Origin of the sequence: Nocardia sp. NBC_01377 (assembly GCF_045040005.1) — a bacterium.
GTDB classification, from domain to species: domain Bacteria; phylum Actinomycetota; class Actinomycetes; order Mycobacteriales; family Mycobacteriaceae; genus Nocardia; species Nocardia noduli.
The window spans coordinates 590,020-607,269 of sequence record NZ_CP109566.1 but is presented as its reverse complement, the minus strand read 5'-3'; the positions used below and the strand labels follow the sequence as shown (position 1 = coordinate 607,269).

Annotated in this window: 22 protein-coding genes and 1 pseudogene; 7 read left to right on the top strand and 16 right to left on the bottom strand. The window is 63.1% G+C overall.

All coding sequences use genetic code 11. The features are described from left to right. Positions 1 to 36: 36 nt before the first annotated feature. The 3 genes and pseudogenes from OG225_RS02795 to OG225_RS02785 all read right to left on the bottom strand — a co-directional run. The gene (locus OG225_RS02795) at positions 37 to 1,110 is read right to left on the bottom strand and encodes an alpha/beta hydrolase (protein ID WP_405180279.1); all 1,074 of its coding nucleotides are present in this window, start codon (positions 1,108 to 1,110) and stop codon (positions 37 to 39) included. A gap of 139 nt (positions 1,111 to 1,249) precedes the next feature. After that, positions 1,250 to 1,741 (bottom strand): TetR/AcrR family transcriptional regulator, encoded by a 492-nt coding sequence (locus OG225_RS02790; RefSeq protein ID WP_405180278.1) that lies wholly within the window; start codon positions 1,739 to 1,741, stop codon positions 1,250 to 1,252. Continuing rightward, positions 1,742 to 1,822 (bottom strand): annotated as a pseudogene (locus OG225_RS02785) (TetR family transcriptional regulator); the annotation flags it as partial. A gap of 163 nt (positions 1,823 to 1,985) precedes the next feature. Here OG225_RS02785 and OG225_RS02780 point away from each other — a divergent pair. Continuing rightward, positions 1,986 to 2,459 (top strand): hypothetical protein, encoded by a 474-nt coding sequence (locus tag OG225_RS02780; protein ID WP_405180277.1) that lies wholly within the window; start codon positions 1,986 to 1,988, stop codon positions 2,457 to 2,459. 120 nt (positions 2,460 to 2,579) lie between these two features. Further along, positions 2,580 to 2,750 carry a hypothetical protein gene (locus OG225_RS02775; RefSeq protein ID WP_405180276.1) on the top strand — a complete coding sequence of 57 codons (171 nt, stop codon included), beginning with the start codon at positions 2,580 to 2,582 and terminating at the stop codon, positions 2,748 to 2,750. 384 nt (positions 2,751 to 3,134) lie between these two features. Here the strand turns inward: OG225_RS02775 and OG225_RS02770 are convergent, their stop codons facing one another. From OG225_RS02770 to OG225_RS02760, 3 genes are all read right to left on the bottom strand, one after another. Continuing rightward, the gene (locus OG225_RS02770) at positions 3,135 to 3,344 is read right to left on the bottom strand and encodes a hypothetical protein (protein ID WP_405180275.1); all 210 of its coding nucleotides are present in this window, start codon (positions 3,342 to 3,344) and stop codon (positions 3,135 to 3,137) included. A 51-nt stretch (positions 3,345 to 3,395) separates the two neighbouring features. After that, positions 3,396 to 3,833, bottom strand: a complete 438-nt coding sequence (locus OG225_RS02765) for a hypothetical protein (protein WP_405180274.1) — start codon at positions 3,831 to 3,833, stop codon at positions 3,396 to 3,398. 471 nt (positions 3,834 to 4,304) lie between these two features. Beyond that, on the bottom strand, positions 4,305 to 4,883 hold the full coding sequence (locus tag OG225_RS02760; protein WP_405180273.1) for a dihydrofolate reductase family protein: 579 nt from the start codon (positions 4,881 to 4,883) through the stop codon (positions 4,305 to 4,307). A 179-nt stretch (positions 4,884 to 5,062) separates the two neighbouring features. On the opposite strand from OG225_RS02760, the gene OG225_RS02755 reads away from it, so the two are divergent. Further along, the gene (locus tag OG225_RS02755) at positions 5,063 to 5,374 is read left to right on the top strand and encodes a hypothetical protein (RefSeq protein ID WP_405180272.1); all 312 of its coding nucleotides are present in this window, start codon (positions 5,063 to 5,065) and stop codon (positions 5,372 to 5,374) included. Positions 5,375 to 5,473: 99 nt separating this feature from the next. Then, complete coding sequence (locus OG225_RS02750) at positions 5,474 to 5,929, top strand: hypothetical protein (protein ID WP_405180271.1); 456 nt, start codon at positions 5,474 to 5,476, stop codon at positions 5,927 to 5,929. A gap of 149 nt (positions 5,930 to 6,078) precedes the next feature. Here the strand turns inward: OG225_RS02750 and OG225_RS02745 are convergent, their stop codons facing one another. The 4 genes from OG225_RS02745 to OG225_RS02730 form a co-directional block, all read right to left on the bottom strand. Further along, positions 6,079 to 6,396 (bottom strand): hypothetical protein, encoded by a 318-nt coding sequence (locus OG225_RS02745; RefSeq protein ID WP_405180270.1) that lies wholly within the window; start codon positions 6,394 to 6,396, stop codon positions 6,079 to 6,081. Between the two features lie 805 nt (positions 6,397 to 7,201). Continuing rightward, entirely contained in the window at positions 7,202 to 7,732 is a 531-nt protein-coding gene (locus tag OG225_RS02740; protein ID WP_405180269.1) for a hypothetical protein, read from the bottom strand. 354 nt (positions 7,733 to 8,086) lie between these two features. Continuing rightward, entirely contained in the window at positions 8,087 to 8,464 is a 378-nt protein-coding gene (locus tag OG225_RS02735; protein WP_405180268.1) for a hypothetical protein, read from the bottom strand. Further along, complete coding sequence (locus OG225_RS02730; RefSeq protein WP_405180267.1) at positions 8,461 to 8,733, bottom strand: hypothetical protein; 273 nt, start codon at positions 8,731 to 8,733, stop codon at positions 8,461 to 8,463. Before OG225_RS02730 ends, OG225_RS02735 begins: the two co-directional genes overlap by 4 nt. A gap of 241 nt (positions 8,734 to 8,974) precedes the next feature. Between OG225_RS02730 and OG225_RS02725 the strand changes: the two genes are divergently transcribed. After that, positions 8,975 to 9,325, top strand: a complete 351-nt coding sequence (locus tag OG225_RS02725; RefSeq protein ID WP_405180266.1) for a hypothetical protein — start codon at positions 8,975 to 8,977, stop codon at positions 9,323 to 9,325. Positions 9,326 to 9,572: 247 nt separating this feature from the next. Here OG225_RS02725 and OG225_RS02720 read toward each other — a convergent pair whose 3' ends face one another. Next, positions 9,573 to 10,031: a DUF4231 domain-containing protein gene (locus OG225_RS02720; RefSeq protein WP_405180265.1), complete on the bottom strand. Its 459-nt coding sequence runs from the start codon at positions 10,029 to 10,031 to the stop codon at positions 9,573 to 9,575. Between the two features lie 171 nt (positions 10,032 to 10,202). Here OG225_RS02720 and OG225_RS02715 point away from each other — a divergent pair, with 171 nt between their 5' ends. Both OG225_RS02715 and OG225_RS02710 read left to right on the top strand, forming a co-directional pair. Beyond that, on the top strand, positions 10,203 to 10,982 hold the full coding sequence (locus OG225_RS02715; RefSeq protein ID WP_405180264.1) for a TIR domain-containing protein: 780 nt from the start codon (positions 10,203 to 10,205) through the stop codon (positions 10,980 to 10,982). A gap of 105 nt (positions 10,983 to 11,087) precedes the next feature. After that, on the top strand, positions 11,088 to 12,077 hold the full coding sequence (locus OG225_RS02710; RefSeq protein ID WP_405180263.1) for a hypothetical protein: 990 nt from the start codon (positions 11,088 to 11,090) through the stop codon (positions 12,075 to 12,077). A 247-nt stretch (positions 12,078 to 12,324) separates the two neighbouring features. Here the strand turns inward: OG225_RS02710 and OG225_RS02705 are convergent, their stop codons facing one another. The 5 genes from OG225_RS02705 to OG225_RS02685 all read right to left on the bottom strand — a co-directional run bounded on the left by OG225_RS02705 (position 12,325) and on the right by OG225_RS02685 (position 17,250). Then, entirely contained in the window at positions 12,325 to 12,933 is a 609-nt protein-coding gene (locus OG225_RS02705) for a hypothetical protein (RefSeq protein WP_405180262.1), read from the bottom strand. 907 nt (positions 12,934 to 13,840) lie between these two features. Next, the gene (locus tag OG225_RS02700; protein WP_405180261.1) at positions 13,841 to 14,311 is read right to left on the bottom strand and encodes a hypothetical protein; all 471 of its coding nucleotides are present in this window, start codon (positions 14,309 to 14,311) and stop codon (positions 13,841 to 13,843) included. 137 nt (positions 14,312 to 14,448) lie between these two features. Beyond that, complete coding sequence (locus tag OG225_RS02695) at positions 14,449 to 15,393, bottom strand: hypothetical protein (RefSeq protein ID WP_405180260.1); 945 nt, start codon at positions 15,391 to 15,393, stop codon at positions 14,449 to 14,451. Between the two features lie 14 nt (positions 15,394 to 15,407). Then, positions 15,408 to 16,127 carry a hypothetical protein gene (locus OG225_RS02690; RefSeq protein ID WP_405180259.1) on the bottom strand — a complete coding sequence of 240 codons (720 nt, stop codon included), beginning with the start codon at positions 16,125 to 16,127 and terminating at the stop codon, positions 15,408 to 15,410. Positions 16,128 to 16,158: 31 nt separating this feature from the next. Continuing rightward, a complete protein-coding gene (locus OG225_RS02685) occupies positions 16,159 to 17,250 on the bottom strand; it encodes a toprim domain-containing protein (RefSeq protein WP_405180258.1) in 1,092 nt (363 codons plus the stop codon).

The window sequence follows — 17,250 nt, the reverse complement described above, 5'->3', positions numbered from 1 at the left end:
CGCGTCGGAGCTCAGCGTACGGCAGCGAGCATCCGGCTACTCGTGAAGTGCCGCGCGCAGGACCGGCCACGAATTGTGCAGATCCTCCTGCCAGTACCCCCACGAATGGGTGCCGTTCTCCCGGAAATCGAAGGTCGCCGCGATCCCCAATTCCTGGAAACGGTCGCGCAACTGCTGCGTGCAGGACCACGTCATCGCGTCGAGCGCACCGCCGATGAGCAACTGGTCCAGCAGTTTTCGGGAATCCGAATCGATACCTGGACCGTTCATGGTGTCGAGCGGGCCCGGCTGCCCGGTGCCGGTCGACACGTAGATGACGGTGCCGCGCAACCGTTCGGCATGCAGGTACGGGTCGTTGGCTGCCCATGCCGGATCCGACGGCGGCCCCCACATATTGGCCGGATTGCCGCGTTTGCCGGTCACGATCGTGCTGACCATCGCCTGCCCGAGTGGATCACTGGTCCGCACGCAGCCGCTGTAGGAGCCGATCGCGCGATAGAGCCCCGGTGCGGCCAGCGCCATCCGGAACACCGCCGAACTCGCCATCGACAGTCCCGCGATGGCGTTCACCCCGTTGCCGCCGAACGCCGAATCGATGATCGGCGGCAGCTCGCCGGTGAGGAAGGTGGTCCAGCGCTGCTTGCCCATCACCGGATCCTCGGCCCGCCAATCCGCGAAGAACGTGCCGCCGCCACCGACCGGCATCACCACATTCACCCGCTCACCCGCGAAGAACTGTTCCGCGTCGGTCTTGGTGAGCCAGTTGCTCCCGTCGCGCCACTGCCCCGTCTCGCTACCGCCGTCGACGCCGTTGAGCAGATACAGGCTCGGCGCGGCCATCGAATCGTCGGCCGCCGGGAGCACCGCGACGTGTACCTCGCTGCCCATCGCCTCCGAACGCACCGTCAGATTCACGACCCGCCCCGGCCCCGCCTCCGCCGCCGTCAATCGGGAACCGTCGGGCGCGGGCCGTGCCGTCGCCATGGCGCGCGCCGCGACCGACGTCTGCGGCGCGGCCGCCGCCGACCAGCACACCGCGTCGGCCCCCACCACAACGGCGACGAGAAGGACCGCGCCGCGCACAGCGGCCAGTCCGTACCGGACACCCACGCGGCACCTCCATCGACGCGGCATCTTTCGGCCCGACCCTAGCCCCGTCGAACGCACCGCGACGTCGCCCGGCGCGCCTTTGGCTCATCTCGTCAACCCGAGCGTCCGCCATTGGCACAGAACACAATCGCGCGCCGGTTCATCCCGGCGCCGAGGACGGTTCGGCATGATCGCGGCGCAGATACGCACCGAGCAGAACGACCAATTCGTCCTCGAGTTGCCCCGCCTCCACCGGCACCCGCGCGGTGATGAGCCGATGCACGAGCGACTCCACCGCCGCCACGACGATCCGAGCACCGAGTGCGTTGTTCGTGACAGCCACCTCCGGATGACCGTCGAGCAGATGCGCGACCGCGCCGACGGCCAGATTCTCGCTGTCGTGCAGCCGGGCCAGCAGCTCCGCCGAACGCGGCGCCTCCTCGAACAACACCCGGTGCAATCCCGGATCGGCGCGATGATTGTCGATCGTCGCGCCGATGAACAGCCGAAGGATGTCGTCGAGCCCCGCGGGCAGACCGCCCGCGAGCCGTTCCCGCAGAATCCGGCCACCCGCGTCGATATGCTCCTCCATCAGCGCGCGCAGTATCGCGTCCTTGTTCGGGAAATATTGGTACAGCGATCCGATCGACACCCCGGCCCGCTCCGCGATCCGATTGGTCGTCCCCGCCGCGTACCCGTGCTCGGAGAAAACGTGAGCCGCCGCATCGAGGATCCACCGCCTCGTCTGGGCGGCACGCTGCTGTTTGGGCTGCTTACGCGGCCGAAACCGGTCCGTCGGCGTGATGGCGGCCTCCCCTGTCGAAAGCGAGTAGTCGACCTACCCATGATCACACAGAATTAGGCAACCCTAACTACCTATCCGGCGGGAGTCCACGATGCGAACCATCCGATTACAGACCGAACCGCCGACCGACGCCGACCGGGTCTGGCAGGCGATGCGGTCACCGGCGACATTCCTCTATCTTTGCCGCGGACTGTTCGGCATCCTCGCGCTCGCCGGACGCGTCGAACCGTTCCGCGTCGGCGAACGCGGCACCGCATGGCTGTTCGCGTTCCACATCATTCCCGCGTACCGGCACACCATCGGCGTCATCGACATCGACGACGCCACCACGACGATTCGCACCAACGAACACGGCGGCATCCTCGAGACCTGGAACCACACCCTGCACGTCGAGCGACTCGGCGCGGACCTGTGCCGCTACACCGACACCGTCGAGATCGACGCGGGGTTCGCGACGCCGGTCGTGGCCCTGGCCGCGGTCGAGATCTTCCGCTATCGGCAACGGCGGTGGCGGAAACTGGTCGATAAGCATCTGCTGCGGCAGGGGCCCGCCTATGAGAGATGAGCGCTGGGATCCCGCTGCGTATTTCGGTCAGGTGGTCGTCGAGGTGTGCCGAGGCCGGGATTCGGGTACGCGAATTTCATCAGTATGTCCTGCGCCGCACAATGATCGGAGGAGTTCACCGTGCGGAAACTCGATAGGAAACCGTCGTCGACGGAACTGGCCGCCTTCGTGTTCGCGTTGCTCGTCGGATTCGGGGTAGCTGCTTTTTGGGGCTCCCTCGTGTCAGGTATCGCGGTTGCGATCGCGGTGGTCATCGGGGGTTTCGCCTTCTTCTATACGCGAAAGGCTTGATGTCGACTGCGGTTCGAGGGTTCCGGTGTGTGTCCGGGGCCACCGGATCAGCGCTTCGCAACGCCGTCGACCGGTGTCGGCGAGCAGCGGTCGGCGTCAGCGAGCAGCGGTCGGCATGCAGCGGTCGGCGGCGGCATGCAGCGGTTGCGGTTGGCGGGCGGCTGAGCGGGTCCGGTTGCGGTTGGCGGCGGTCAGCGTCGACGGGCGGCAGCGGTCAGCGGACGGCTGCGGGTCCGGTTGCGGTTGACGACGGCGGTCAGCGTCGACGGACGGCAGCAGCGGGCGGCTGCGAATTCCCGGACCCACACCGTGCGCGGCCGCCGAGCCGCGCCGCAGAACAATGCGACTCTTCGCCGTCGATAGCTGTCGGAGCGCGCTACAGGATCAGCGGCATCTCGAATTCGGTACGGGGATCATGGGGCGCGACCGTGCTCCGAATACCTGTGCGGCGGACCCCGTGGGGCGCGCCGAACAGGTACAGAGGGCCTCGAGGTTGCCGACCACTTCTTCCTCGGTCAGCGGTTCACCACCGTCGGTGGCCTGGATCAGGGCACTGGCCAGGTCGTCGGTCGGATCGGCGGTCTTCTTGCGCACCAGGGTGGTGAAATAGGACCGCTGACGCGTGACCCGCCGGGTCAGCCGTGGTCAGTCCACGTGGAACTCGATCGTGCCCGGCTCCGGCAGATGCGCGGTGCCGACGGTCAGGGTGGCGGTGAAATGACCGACGCCACCGGGGCGGAACATGGCCGAGCGGCCGATTCCCCAAGAGCCCGGGCCCGGCACCGCGACGGTGCGCGAACCTGTCTCACCGGTGTCGAGGTTGCGCCAGTCGAGCGTGATCGGCACCGAGCATGCGCCGACCCCGTAGGTATCCGACCGGACCAGGAAACTGGCCAGGCCTCGACTTTCCGGGCCGACACCCGCGTCGATCTGCGCGAGGCAGAGACCGCCTTCGGCGAGGGCGTAGACGGTCGGGAAGTTACGCACGTCGTACACCGCGGAGGCCGGTGCGGCAGTGGCGCACAACCCCGCCGCGGCAACAGAAGCGATGCCGATCGTCAAGGCTGACCTTGTTGAATTCATCGATATCCTTTCGGGTGAATCCGTGCTGACCGGGCTGGGGAGAAAGGTCTTACGAAGGACTACCCGTGTATCGGCATAGCGAACAATTTGGTACACCAATGGAATTGGGGTCGTGTGAGCGGTGATACCGGCGTGGTATCGAGCCGTCGACAGCTCGAGACCCAGAACCTGGAACCTCTGTTCGAGTTTCGAATAGTTTGCCGACTTCTGCCGGAGTCAGCGGCACGTCGTATTCGAGGCGGAATCGGCCCAGATTCTCATTGCCGAATCGGGCCCGGATTCGGGTTCCACTGCTTCCACTGCGGACTGGAAGCGTCGACGAACCGGCAGCAACGGCGGAGCCTACACCGCCGGGCACAGCGTTGGAGTACCGACCAACACGTCGCAGGCAATCGCTACACGGAACCCCGTCGCCCACCGTCCGCAACGGCAGGCTGGCTCGCAAGGCGGGTCCACCCCCGGGCATGGACCTCAGCCGTGCAGGGTGGGCCGGTAGACGAGTTCTTGGATATTGCCGTCCAGTGTCCGGCTCTCGATCAGCTCCAGGTCGAAGTCGGCCGCGCCTCGGAAGATCGGGTCGGAACCGGTCCGACCTGTGATGACAGGGAAGATCGTCACCTGGACGCGGTCGACCAGGCCTGCGGCCATCAGCGCCCGGTTCATCGACAAACTGCCGTGCGAGCGCAACGGCACCTCGGACTCCTTCTCGAGCCGGGCGACGATATCGACGGCATCACCGCTGACGACGGTCGCGTCCGGCCAATCGAGAGGTCCCTCCAGGGTGGTCGACACCACCGTCGCCGGGAGACTCCTCCTCCGGGTGACCCAGGGATCGCCTACCGACTCCTCGGTAGCGTCGGCCAGAATCTGGGTGAACGCCCGATAGGTGTTGGCCCCGAATACCATCCGCTGCTCCGCTTCGTACAGGTCGAGTCGGTGGTCGAGCAGTTCGGGACCTTGTTTTCCCCAGTGGCCGCCCCAATCGCCGCTGCTGGCGGTGCCGTAGCCGTCGAGGCTGGAAAAGACATCGAAGGTGTAGGTGGCGGTCATGGCGCTCTCCTCGGGTGCGGTTGATCCTGTCTATGGGTAATGACCGGGGGCAACGGCGAAACTCATCGCCGGTGGCCTCCCGGAGCCCGGCTGCCCCGGATGCGGTGCAGGACTCGACCGCAGCGATCGACCAGCGGTGACAGTGTTTGCGGCCATGCTGGCACGCCGGATGCGTCTTGATGGCTCAACCTCGCGAGCAGGCGAGCGTGTGTCCGCAGTTCAACCTCTGGTCGATGCCCGAGCGGACCGGCCACCTTCACAATGCGGCGCGGGACCGCACGGACCAGCAGCCGAGCTTACGGCCGACGCAGTGTCCGGCCTCCCACGAGCACAAGCCGTGCTCCGATGCTCAGGAAATCACCCGGGAACCGAATGCGGCGACTCTGAGAGAGAATGTAGAGGTGAGTGCAATCGGCAATGAGATCAGATATGAACTCGATGAACCGGCAATCGGCGAATCGACGGCCACAACCGAACTCGACGGCGGCTGACCCATGTCTGATCAGGAAGTACCGGGACGGCATTCCGCGCCACGGGTCGAAGGGAAGAGATCCGACGCGCGGGACCAGCTACGCCGGGAACTCGAAGGAATGAGGTCCGCCGAAACCGATTCGACGGGGACCGGAGAAGGCGCGTCGAAAGTCGTCCGGCTGCCGCGTCGCCCGCGTCGCGTGACCGATGACGCCGACGGTCGTCCCCACAAGACCTGGCGTTCGGAAGGTGACAGCGTCTCCGATCCGCCACCGACCAGGCCCGTGCTCCGCTCGGAACTACAGCGCGAGACAGGGTGGTGGCCGGTCGACCCAGGCCCGCCCCGGCCCGCCACCCCGGCGGCGGACCCAGACGATGCGGACCACGAGGCGACCGTCTTCGATCTCGACGTACTGCGACGGAAACGCGCCGGTGGCGACGCCGCGGCCCTCGATATCCGCCCCTTGGCCGAACCCCGCCGAGTCGACAACAGCACCGGCAAGAGGTCCAACACCGACCGGGACCGCAGGGGTGGCCCCGAGTCTCCGCCGACGGACGGACCTGCTCGGCGATGATGACTTCCCACGATGCCGTCACCGCTACCTGCGTACCCGGGAATCACACTTACGTCGCGTGACAAAGTGCGGAAGCACCTGTGTTCCGGAGGTACACGGTGTCGATTCCGTCCACCGAATCGGTGGTGACATCCGGCCCCGAGCGCGACCTACGCCTGGACAACCTCGATCTGCACCAACGCATTGAACGAATCGCAACTGGCCCACGACTGATTCTGGCCGTACTGCGCGGGCCCGTACTTCCAGTAGACGAACGGGACAGGCCACGCGACGCACGTGAGTTTCACCTGATGCCAGGTCGGCAACTCACAATTCGCCATCCCCCCGGTATTGAAGACGTTGTAGAGGTGGCAGTTCGCCTGCCACACCGGTACGTCGGCCTGCGCCACACCGCCACCAGCGAGCACAGAGGCAGCGGTTGCGGCAACGACGACAGCGCCTGCGGCGAATCGCTTCGCAGAGAACATTTCGAAACCTCCTGAATCGATGTTGTCTGAAAGATCGCCAGCGGGTCGCAAATGTTACTCGAACCGTCATCGACGGTGCGGCGCGTGACATTCGAGAGCCTTGCATACACCTGCTCAATCACTGGATAACACCACGACTTCCAGCCATGGCCGAGGCTGGTGAGATACCTCCACCTGCAGGCGTTCGCGAGTTGCCAAGAATGAGCCACGCTGCGCCCACCGGTCCCCGGAGATCTCGAACGTCGACACCCACAGGTATCTCCCGCCGACTACAGCAGCATGCAGCATCGGAGTCCTCGCCGAATCTCACAATTGCGGCACCGTCCGGCCAGCCAGAGCGGACGACGATACCAACCCCAGGTCAGCGCTTCAGCTCGGAAGCCGAGCGACCAGCCACAGATTCCCGAAAATGTCTCTGCCGGAAGAATTTTCAGTCTCGAAGCAGTAAATCGCCGTTGATCAATTCGACCACCGAACAGTCGTCTACCGTCACGAACCGCATAACTGCGGCGGTCACACTTCTGGTGCCCGCAGATTCTCGCAAAATCTATTGGTGACGGAGCGCTGTTCTAGATCGAAACCTCTCCAGAAAAACAAAAACCCGCTGTTCAGCGGGTGTTTGTGGGGCGGGCGGGGCTCGAACCCGCGACCAATGGATTATGAGATCAAACACTCCGAACGGTGTCCTGACCTGGAGGTATGCAGGTCGGACAGGACCATTCCAATAAAATACATTGCTGTCGCGCCGCTGGAGATTGCCCCTCCCCGCACCGCAGATACCGAGATGCGCTCAACGTAGCCGCACCTATCCCCATCGCAGCCCTCTCACTACGAACCCTGGTGCCGCTACGTCGTGCTTGCCGGGAATCGTTGGCTCAATCATCGAACCCACGATGTCGTACTCCTCCAACTGGTCCACTTGCTCCGTCCCCGCTGAGACCCATACCCGACGGCCGCTAGTCAACGTCAGTGGTCCGCCCACCCGCCTATCAGCGTCGAAATCGATGCCCGGCTCCGTCATCCAGACGTAGGCAACCGCGATCTGGTCCCATCGATCCTCAACTGCGATATGCACGTCTTTCGTATCGATCTCGCGCGGCAGATACGACGCTCGCAACGGGGCTATCGCGAAGGCCATACGTCCGCCGTCTTCGAACGGGACCGGATCGAACTCCCACAGATTGCGCCCGATACTCGGGTCGATGATCGGGTTCTCCGACCGCGCATTTTCGCTCGTCTGCGCGATACGCCATGCGACGTCACCATGAAGCGACGCCTTCCAGATCCCACCAATACTCGCAGCGGCGATGTAGGTGTCCTCCTTGTTGACCCACACCCTCCACGAACCAGACGTCCACCCCGCGTGCTGCCCTTCCCTGATCGTGAAGGCAAAGCGCAGCCGGTTCCTACTTGACATCCAATGATCATTTCAGCCGACGGTGGACTTGCACAGCTATTTTCATCGACGCCCGAGGGGTGTGAACTTGGCGTTAAGCCAACCGTCCACATCGCCCACCGCCCATCGCGAAGATGCTTCGGAGCAGGGAGACGGCCGAGAGGTCAAACTGACCAACTCTCGCTTACAAGGTCAATCCGCTTGTACGCTGTGCCGACCTCGAAACTTCCAGCGTACTCGCGAGCGTCGACACGAAAGTTTAGTGGTCTTCAAACGGACTCTTCAGACTGCCGGTCAGAGGACTTCCAGGTCGATCGGCGCGTTCACATGCTCATACGCGGCGGGGGTGTCGGTCAGCACCGGATACCCCGTCACCTGCGCCTCCCACACGACATGCGCGACATCCGGCGCTATGGGTGCGGTGGCGCCTTGGGCGACCAGGGCGACGCCCGGCACGATCGCCTGACTGAACGGAATCACCGTGTACCCGTGGGCATCGAAATCCGCCGGATCGGCACCAGCCAGGACAGCCACGTACAGACTCGTGGCCGGGATCACCAGCGGGCGGTGCTCACGCACGCTGAACTGAACTACCGTCTGCGCGAAGATGCTGCGGCGCAACGCGACAAGCACGGACGCATCGAGGATGGTCCCGGCGGCGGTCGGCCTCACGCGGCGCCGTGGGCACGGTGCCCGCGGTCGGCGCGGTCGAACAGCGCTCGCGTGCGGGCCTCAGCCGCGGCCAACTCGGCGGCGGTCGGCTCGCCGTTCTCGGCACGCCACCGCGCGATCACCTCATCCACCGTCGCGCGGGCCTCACCAGAGCCTGCCGCCGCGGCGATGTAGGCGCTGACCGAACGGGCTTGCCCGTCCCTGACCGCCTTCTCCGCGCGCGTCACCAACTCCTCGGGCAGGGTCAGACTGACCTTTCGCGTACTCATGCCCACAATCCTACCTTTATCGCACCTTTGCTGTGAGCACTTCCCTGCTGTCGACTCAAACAGCCTCGATCTACGGTTTGTGATGCCTAGTCATCAATTTTGGCCGTATAAGTTTCTCCATTTCCGACATTCGACCTTATCCGGAGAAGCTTCGATCTTGATTCAACGGAATACTTCCGACGCGACCCCGTGAGGCGGACTTCTCGGCGCGGCGGTAGCCATACTTTGATTGAGAGCCGCTATGACCGCTGGCACCTTCAGCGGCGGGGCGTTCGGAATGGCCGGGGGTACCACGATGACCGATCAACTCGAGCCGACGACCAACTCCGAACCGCAGGAGTACCTGGCTGCGGCGACGGACATCATCCTCAATCTTCCGGCGCGCCACGAATTCGTGAACGCCGATATCCACCGCGCGATGCGCGCCAACGGATGGCCGGAACTGCGGGAGCCGCGCCATTTCGGGCCGATGCTGATACGGCTGCGCAATGCAGGATTCATCGTGAAGGTGGACGAGCGGTCGACTCGAGCCCGTTCGCACGGCGGGATGACATCAGTGTGGCGGCGCACAGTACAGCCGCCGCAATCTTGATTCCTAGGCATCACTGTGTGTTGATGCCTATGCCTCACTCCTCGGGGTTGATGACTGCGAACGCCTGCGCGCCGACGGCCCCCGGCTCGGGTTAGCCCCACCTTGAGCGAGCGTTGCGCGGCCCAGGTAACGACGGACCGGATCGCAAGCGCACCCCAGCACGCTCCCGTTGCGAGGCGCGTGTTCCCTGGCGCCGCCTCCGGGCCTCTCGTCGTCTGCCTCGCTGCCGGTGCGCCGAAAGCACAGATCAGGCGTCCAAATTCGATTGCGGCTGAGGGTTCTTCGACTGAACCGACCACTCGTCGTTTTCCCGCCGAATCACGGCTTCCATTCGCAACGCCAGGACCTTATGTCGATCTGCTCCAGAATACGGGTCTGCCTCGGCAAGATAAAGGAAACTCTCACGCTTCAACTCTTCTGCCGTAGCGCGATAGGACAGCCAATTAACATGCCACTGGAACAGTTGCTGAGCGCCCTCCGCAACCACAACTGAGGCCGCGATTGTCGCGGTAACTAGCGCGGGCGCCCCGACACCTGCCAGCACTGGCACACCGGCGCCGACAACAATCTGCCCGAGTTTCACACGCAGATACATACCGCGCGCCTTACGACTCTTCGCTGCGTACCACTTCCTCTGCTCTTCGAGCCGACCCCACACAGTCATGTGCGGGTCAGAACTACCAGCAGATTCAATATCATCGCTCATTCGACTATAGATAGCATGCATACAGGTCATGGCGCGAGGTCACCCGGTAGCGGTCACGCTCCGTCCAAGATTATCTGGAGCAATGGTCGGCCCAGCTAAGCAACCCACACCTTCTCAACCGACCGCATCCCGATCCTCTGGTTGACCTACAGCTCGTGTATTCTCTCGCCGGTGGACACAGAGCAAAAGATCGCGCTGCTACAGGAGCGCATCGAGGACATCGAGTCTCCAACACCTCTCGACGTGAGCACATGGCGTCCACTCGTGGAAGTAGCAATTCGCCTGACGGTAGGCGACGCTCATCCGCAATATAAAGCCTATATGATGGTGAAATTTAGACCACGAGCAATTGCACTTGGTTCCGGGGGCGAAGACACCGCCTTTCGAAATGCAAAAAATAACGGAATAAAAGAAACGCTCGCAATACTGAAGGCCGTCAAACGCGAAGTGGAGCTCACAGGAGAGGTGCCTAGCTTGCCTACAGACGCAAAAGGAGTTGGGGGAACGATATTTTTGATTCACGGCCACAATGCGGCCCTAAAACACGAAGTGGCGAGGGTTGTGTCGCACCTGACAGGCAATGAGCCTGTCATTCTTCAAGAAGAAGTATCAGCTGGTCAGACACTAATTGAGAAGTTCGAGCAATCTGCATCTCAAGCTGCATATGCGATTGCGCTTGCCACTGCTGACGATGAAGCTCGAGTGCGTTCCGAGCCCGATTCTCCTTTGAAATCCCGCGCGCGACAGAATGTCATCTTTGAACTGGGATTCTTCTTCGGTGCGATTGGGCGAAAGAATGTGGCGCTGCTGTACGAGGAAGGTGTCGAGCGCCCCTCCGACACAAACGGAATGGTACATATACGGCTGGATTACGGTGGTGGCTGGAAGATGACCCTGGCAAACGAAATTGAGGCTTCTGGAATCCCGGTCGACAGAACCAAACTGCGGTAGACAAAGCCGCTCAGACAAAAGGGGTCGAAGGAGAGTAATTTCAGCTCATTTAGATATGATCTCATAACTACATAAATACAATTCGAGACTAGCAAGGGATCGGATATGGCCCCCGAATCGCATTCAAATTTTCCGACGGTTGTCCTCTATCAGAATTCCGATTTCGTTTCGGGAATGCTTCAAGAACTACAAGAGGAAGGCCTGCTCGAAGCATCCGAAACAAGCTCAAAACGAGCGACAACGGATCGCGAAGGCACGAGCGATGCTATTGGTACGACCGTTGACCGACAAAACCGCAACGCATCGACTGCCGTACCGGCTTTGATAAAAGAGCAGCTCCAATCTGACGAGATTGCAACGGCAGATAGAAAGAAATTTGTCTATTCTCAATCTTTCTACCTGGACGGCGTCCGCCGGGCGCTTCGAGAGCGCGCCCTCATTCGCACTCTGGACAAACTCGCCGATACAGAAGATATGCCAATTGGCGCGATTGTTCAGTTTACCGCCAAGTTCGCAGCAAATGAAGTTAATGCCATTCTCGATATTGCAACGCCGACACTGACTTCAGAAATCGCCCGATACATGATCTTGAAGGAGGGCACCGATAGTCTGAACGAGATAGGCGAGCATGCGGATCTGAGCGAATTTGCCAAAGTTCGTCAACTCAGCGAGGCAAAGGCAGCCGATCGCGCCAGCCTGGTTGGAACATTGACTTCCGCTTTGCGCGCCGATTTCAGAGGTGACCACACAAAAGAATACTACGCGAGCTTAGACAAACTAACCGTGATCGTCGTTTGCGAAACTGAGCATTTTATTACGCGCGATGCAGATAGGCTCCTCGATGGGAGTTTCACGGTGCTGGCAAAGGTTATCTCCAAAGTCGAGAAGGACGTACCGATCCTTGCGCGAAATAAACTTCTCAATCGAATTGAAAGCGGATTTCTTGATCACATGCTTGACTTGCTTTCCGAAGCGGGTGATAAGCAATTTGCCGGAGAAAGTTCCAGCTACTCCGGGTCAATTTTGAATACTGATTTCGCTGCTACAGTTGACGGTCACTGCCTAACTGTGATGCCGATCGCAATTTTCGTTTGACACCGAAGCCGATCAACTACTCGGAGTCGCATGTTGCGCCCCCGTGTTCGTCGGTAAACGTGTAGTACCCACGGGAGCCGCGCCGGTTCGGGTAGGTACTCCTGCGGGCTGCGAAATGCAGGGTTCATCGTGAAGGTGGATGAACGGTTGAGCCGTCCAAACGGCGAGATGACGTCAGTATGGCGACGCACGGCACAGCCGTGTCAATCTTGATTCATAGGCATCATCCAGCGTTGATGTCTATGAATCAATCCTCGGGTTCTGTAACCGTGAACGCCTGGGTGCACACCCCGCATAGGATCGGCCCCACCTTGAGCGCTCGTTGCGCGGCCCGGATACGGCGGACCGGATCGCAGCCGCACACCAGCACGTGCCCGTTGCGAGGCGCGTGTTCCTTGTCGCCGTCTCCGGTCCCCTCGTCGTTTGCCTCCCCGCCAGTCGGTGCCCCCGGAGGCGGTTCGTGCTCGCTTCGTCGGTGCGCAATCAACACCTTGGACAGGCCATCGATTTGGCGGCGGTAGCGCTTCGCCGTCGCGTCGGGCAGCACGGTTTCCGACCAACCGCGGTTGGCCTGGCGCGTCACGGTCAGTCCGAGTTCCTCGGCGATCTTCTTGTACCGGCCGTTATGGTAGGCACCGCCACGGCTGACGTCCTGCACAGCCCGTGTCTTCGCGATCCCGTGGGCGGCCTCGTGCAGCAGCGTGCCGAACACCTCACGGGCACCGAACGCGAAACCTTCCCCGCCGACGAACAATTCCGGCATCCAATCCGTGCCTCGCACCCACCGGTCCGCGCCGAAATGCCCCAGCCGCAGCCCGCGCGGCGAACCGATCGACCCTGACGCCATGGTCACCACCACATCGGGAACCTCGGGGTTTTCGGCGCGGATCGCGGCCCATGTCGACTCAATCGCCACCACGACCGACCCTGCGAATCTACTCATCGAACAACCTCCCCAGTTTGATGCCTAGAACTCAATTTTACCATCGAAAACTACTGTCTACCAGCAGTTTTCATCAAAATGTGGTCTGATCGGAGCCACTTACGCGGCACTAGATTGACGACTACTCATCAATCACAATTGATGCGTACGCATCAACTAATCGGCCCGAACTGACGCCTATTCCTCAACTACCTCACGGCGATGCACGCACCCTTTCAGCGCGTAGGCATCAATCCACTGGACGCCTACGCGGCACTACTCGCTCCCGGCTCCCACCGACCCTCCTCTTGTGGTCATCTCTTCTCCCACCGCTTTCCCGCACACGCCCCACCCGATCCTGCCTATCCCCTGGACCCGCGTGCCCTATACGCGACTCTCCCCACCCGACGCGCCCACGCTCCCAACCCTCCCCCTTGTGGTCATCTCTTCTTCTTGCGGTCTCCCTCCCCCCTTCTGGTCATCTCTTGTCTTTGTCTCTTTGTGTTTTGTGTTGTCTGCTGCCTTGCCCGGCCGACACTCTCTAGAAACAGCGAAGCGCTAGAGAGTGTCGGCCGGGCAAGGCAGCAGACGGCGCAAAACACCCTGCTCAAACGGAGTTTGAGCGAAACGTGCCGGGATAGTGCCGGGACTTGAAAATCCCGGCAGAGTCCCGGCACTATCCCGGCAGAGTCCCGGCGCTGTCCCGGCAGGAAATGCCCCGAACATGCAGATAGGCCCGCCGGGCGGATGCCTGGCGGGCCTATCGATTCGGCGTTCTGGAGTGTTCAGGTCCCAGGGTCCCGGGCGCTGATCGGGGCTGAAGGTGGGTGACTTGTCGCGACTACTCGGCGACGGCTGGGCTCGCAATGGCGAGCAAGCCGAAGAGTCCGTTGATGATGGCCAGGTAGATCAGAATCGGCAGGCTCCAGCTGTTCAGATCGCCTCCGCCGAGACTCGTCAGCGGTCCGGCCATCATGACGAACGCGAGCCCGATGAGCACGACGGAGAACCCGACGAACAGTTGACGATACCAAGGTCTCACCTGGAGTTGGTCAGCGAGGAGGGCAGCACGGGCAAGGAGGTACACGAACACCGCCGGTATCGTCCCTACCGACGCAGCAGCCCAGCGAGGGAGTTGCGTGGGCTCCCCCGTATAGGCGTGAATCGCACCGCCAGCAGCAAGGCCGATGCAGCCGAATACGAGCCATCCCCAAAAGTAGCGTCGTCCGGGCTGGAATCTGTTTCCGAGCATTGGTTCAGCTCCTCCTTCACTGAACATCGCCGTGCCTGTCCGGTACGGCGCGGTGGTCATACCCAAGAAGTATCGCTGGCCAACCACCGCGATGTCTGATGTTGCCGACTGCGGCCCGATTGCCGAATGCCTTGCTCGCCCTGCCATTTCGCGGCGTGCGGAACACCCGCCGCGACGCGGCCTCATGGTCTCCCCGCTCATTTCATGGCCTCCGTTTCGAGATCGCTGAGGCTGCGAGCGGCGGTGAGAGTACGGGTGACCGCGGAGGTGGACTGTCCGACCTCCTCGGCGACGCGGGCCAGTGCCCAGCCCTGCTCGTGGCGAAGTCGCAGGATCGTGGCGACCTTGTGCGGGTCTCGGCGCCCGCCGATGTCGGTGGCGCACACACGCGCGGCGATGTTGTCCCACCGATCACCCAGCGCCACCGCAGGCGTTTCGATGACAGGTTCGGGGTGATCAGCGCGCACCGACACCGCGTGCACCGGTTCAGGGTCGGCGTCGTCGTGCAGCGTCGGATCAGCGTCGGTAGGCGTCAGGTCGGCATCATCGGGCGTGGGGTCGGCGTCGGCGCGCTGCGCCTCATCGGTGGTGCGCGTCGGCGCGCTGGTGTGGTGCTCGCGCGCGATCATGTGCGCCAACGCCGCACCCATGCCGAGTACCACGACCGGCAGGCACGCCACCCCGACCGTCACCGGCCACGGCGCCGCAACGATCTCGGCCGCTTCCATCAAGTGATAGGCGACCTGCCCGACCGCACCCAACCCGAGGCTGCCGAACGCCGACCACTTCGCATACGCCCGGGTTCGATCGGAATGAATCCGCCCGGACAACCACACGTAGAGGGCGTAGGAGGCATAGGTTTCCATGCCGATCGGCAGCGTGATCGCGGTATTCACACTGAATCCGTCCGCAATCCCAGGCAACGGGTGGACGGGTCCGAAGCCGGTGAGTTCACCCAGGCCGACCCAGCCGGACCAGATCGCGACGAACGCCGGAAGCGCCAACAGCAGCACTGGCCACGTCCGGGGCGGCTTCACAGGCGTCGGCGCGCTGGCATGCGCACGCGGCGCGTCAGGGGTGTACGGGGTGGTGGTCACGGCGCGCGAGCCTTCCTGGCTGTCGGGCTCAGTGATCGAGTTCATGAGCGGATGCCTCCTCAACGGCTTCGGGTGCGGGACTGCCCGCGGTCGACCGGCGCCGAACGCTCGCGCTCGGTTTCGGGGTCGCCGGTGTAGGTGCGCGCGTCGGTGATGTCCAGCCCTTCCGCGGCCATGCTGTCCAGCGCCATGTAGGCGCCGCGGAACTCCGGATCGCTGCCGAGCGTGGCGCGGTGTTCGGCGAGGTAGGTATAGAAATCGGTCTCGGTCTCGATTTCACGGCTCGGCGGATACGGCTGATCGGCAGGCCAGTCCGGATAGGCCAGATCGGGGTTGTTGTCGGCGGTGACAGCGCTGCGGTAGAGGGACAACAGGACACGGGCGCGGTCGGCGATATCGGTGTGGTTGGGCGTGGTGTGGTGCGGCAGGTCTGTTCGCGGCCTCGTCTGGCGGTCGAGTTTCGCGATCCATGCCTGTGCGATGGCGGCGACCTGCACCAACTCGGTGCGGAGTTTGGTCGGGTCGGTCTCGGCGAAGGCTTCGGCGACCTCCTCGGAGAGGATGTGACGGAAGGTCAACCGGCCATTGCGGGCGGCATCGTCGCACTGCGCCCGCATCACACGGACTTGGTCGTGTGCGGCTTTGCCGCCGGTGCCGTCCGCATGGTCCTGCACACCCCAACGGGCGTCCTGGCGGGCACGTTCGGCGAGAACTTCCGCGCCGATCGAGCTGTCGGCGTCCCCGGTCATATCCGGGTCCGGTTCGGTGTTGTGGTTCATCGGTGCTCTCCTTCGGTGGTGGTCGACGTGGTCAGCGGCTGCGCTGACGGGACTGCCCGCGGTTCACGGGCGCGGACCGAAACCGGGCCTGGGACGGCCGATCCAGGTACTTGACGGGTTCCAGATCGGCGAGGTCGTATCCGGCGTCGAAATGGTCGGAGAGGTCCTTGCCGTCACGGGCCTGGACCACCCGCACCTCCCCCACCCGCTCGGCCAGGGAATCGGCGACCTTGGCGGCGTGGCGGTATCCGGGGCGGTCGCGGTCGGCGACCACGATCACCCGCGCGGCCCCGGCCAACCAGCGGGCGTGCTCGGGAGTCCAGGAACCGGCGCCCATCGCGTTGCAGGTCGCGATCTGCCCGGCCTGGTTGGCGCGTTGAACGTCCTTCTCGCCCTCGCAGACATAGATCTCGCGGCCGGTGTCGAGTGCTTCGCGGATGTCTGCGAGCTTCCACGGGATCGGCGCGAAACCCGTGCGCTCCCACTCGCTCCCAGTCCAATGCGCCTGCCAGAAGGACTTGGCGTAGCCGTGCTCGTGCGGGGTCCGCACTCGATGCACCGCACCCTCGACCCGACCATTGGGCCAGCGGTAGATGTAGGAATCCACCGTCTCCGGACGACCTGTCTGCACTCCCAGATCCGGCTTGGACAGGATCGGAAAATGGGCGGCAAGGATGGCTTTCTCCACCGGGGACACGACCTGCCCCGCCGACTTCTGCCCCGCCGATTGCGGGCGGGCGGACCGCCCGCCGGTCCCGAAGGACCGGCGAGCAGAACCGTTGGATGTTGTCGTGCTGGTACGGGTGTTGTTCCTGCCGGTGTTGGTGTTGTTCCGGGCGCGTTCGGGAAGGCGGTCGAACATGTCCCGCACCCGTAACCCGATGCGTGCCACGACTTCTTCGTCGTCGCACCTGGCCCAGCAGCGCACAATCGTGCGTTCCTGGGCGGCGTCGTAGCGGACCCCAAGAGAGGGGTTGTGGTGCTGTCCGTCGTCCTCATGGACCGGGCACAGATAGTTGGTCCACTGCTCGGGTGAGCGCGGGTACCGCGGCGGACCCATCTTCCGAGTGAGGGCATCGGTGACGATCTCATACGAGCGGCCCTGCTCATGGCGATGCTCCAT

Bases quoted from the DNA above. Each gene is read 5' to 3' on its own strand.
- OG225_RS02710 (WP_405180263.1), top strand. From the start codon at position 11,088: ATGGCCCCCGAATCGCATTCAAATTTTCCGACGGTTGTCCTCTATCAG.
- OG225_RS02700 (WP_405180261.1), bottom strand. From the start codon at position 14,311: ATGACCACCGCGCCGTACCGGACAGGCACGGCGATGTTCAGTGAAGGA.
- OG225_RS02750 (WP_405180271.1), top strand. From the start codon at position 5,474: ATGAGGTCCGCCGAAACCGATTCGACGGGGACCGGAGAAGGCGCGTCG.
- OG225_RS02745 (WP_405180270.1), bottom strand. From the start codon at position 6,396: ATGTTCTCTGCGAAGCGATTCGCCGCAGGCGCTGTCGTCGTTGCCGCA.
- OG225_RS02755 (WP_405180272.1), top strand. From the start codon at position 5,063: ATGGCTCAACCTCGCGAGCAGGCGAGCGTGTGTCCGCAGTTCAACCTC.
- OG225_RS02685 (WP_405180258.1), bottom strand. From the start codon at position 17,250: ATGGAGCATCGCCATGAGCAGGGCCGCTCGTATGAGATCGTCACCGAT.
- OG225_RS02730 (WP_405180267.1), bottom strand. From the start codon at position 8,733: ATGAGTACGCGAAAGGTCAGTCTGACCCTGCCCGAGGAGTTGGTGACG.
- OG225_RS02760 (WP_405180273.1), bottom strand. From the start codon at position 4,883: ATGACCGCCACCTACACCTTCGATGTCTTTTCCAGCCTCGACGGCTAC.
- OG225_RS02695 (WP_405180260.1), bottom strand. From the start codon at position 15,393: ATGAACTCGATCACTGAGCCCGACAGCCAGGAAGGCTCGCGCGCCGTG.
- OG225_RS02765 (WP_405180274.1), bottom strand. From the start codon at position 3,833: ATGAATTCAACAAGGTCAGCCTTGACGATCGGCATCGCTTCTGTTGCC.
- OG225_RS02720 (WP_405180265.1), bottom strand. From the start codon at position 10,031: ATGAGCGATGATATTGAATCTGCTGGTAGTTCTGACCCGCACATGACT.
- OG225_RS02780 (WP_405180277.1), top strand. From the start codon at position 1,986: ATGCGAACCATCCGATTACAGACCGAACCGCCGACCGACGCCGACCGG.
- OG225_RS02690 (WP_405180259.1), bottom strand. From the start codon at position 16,127: ATGAACCACAACACCGAACCGGACCCGGATATGACCGGGGACGCCGAC.
- OG225_RS02725 (WP_405180266.1), top strand. From the start codon at position 8,975: ATGACCGCTGGCACCTTCAGCGGCGGGGCGTTCGGAATGGCCGGGGGT.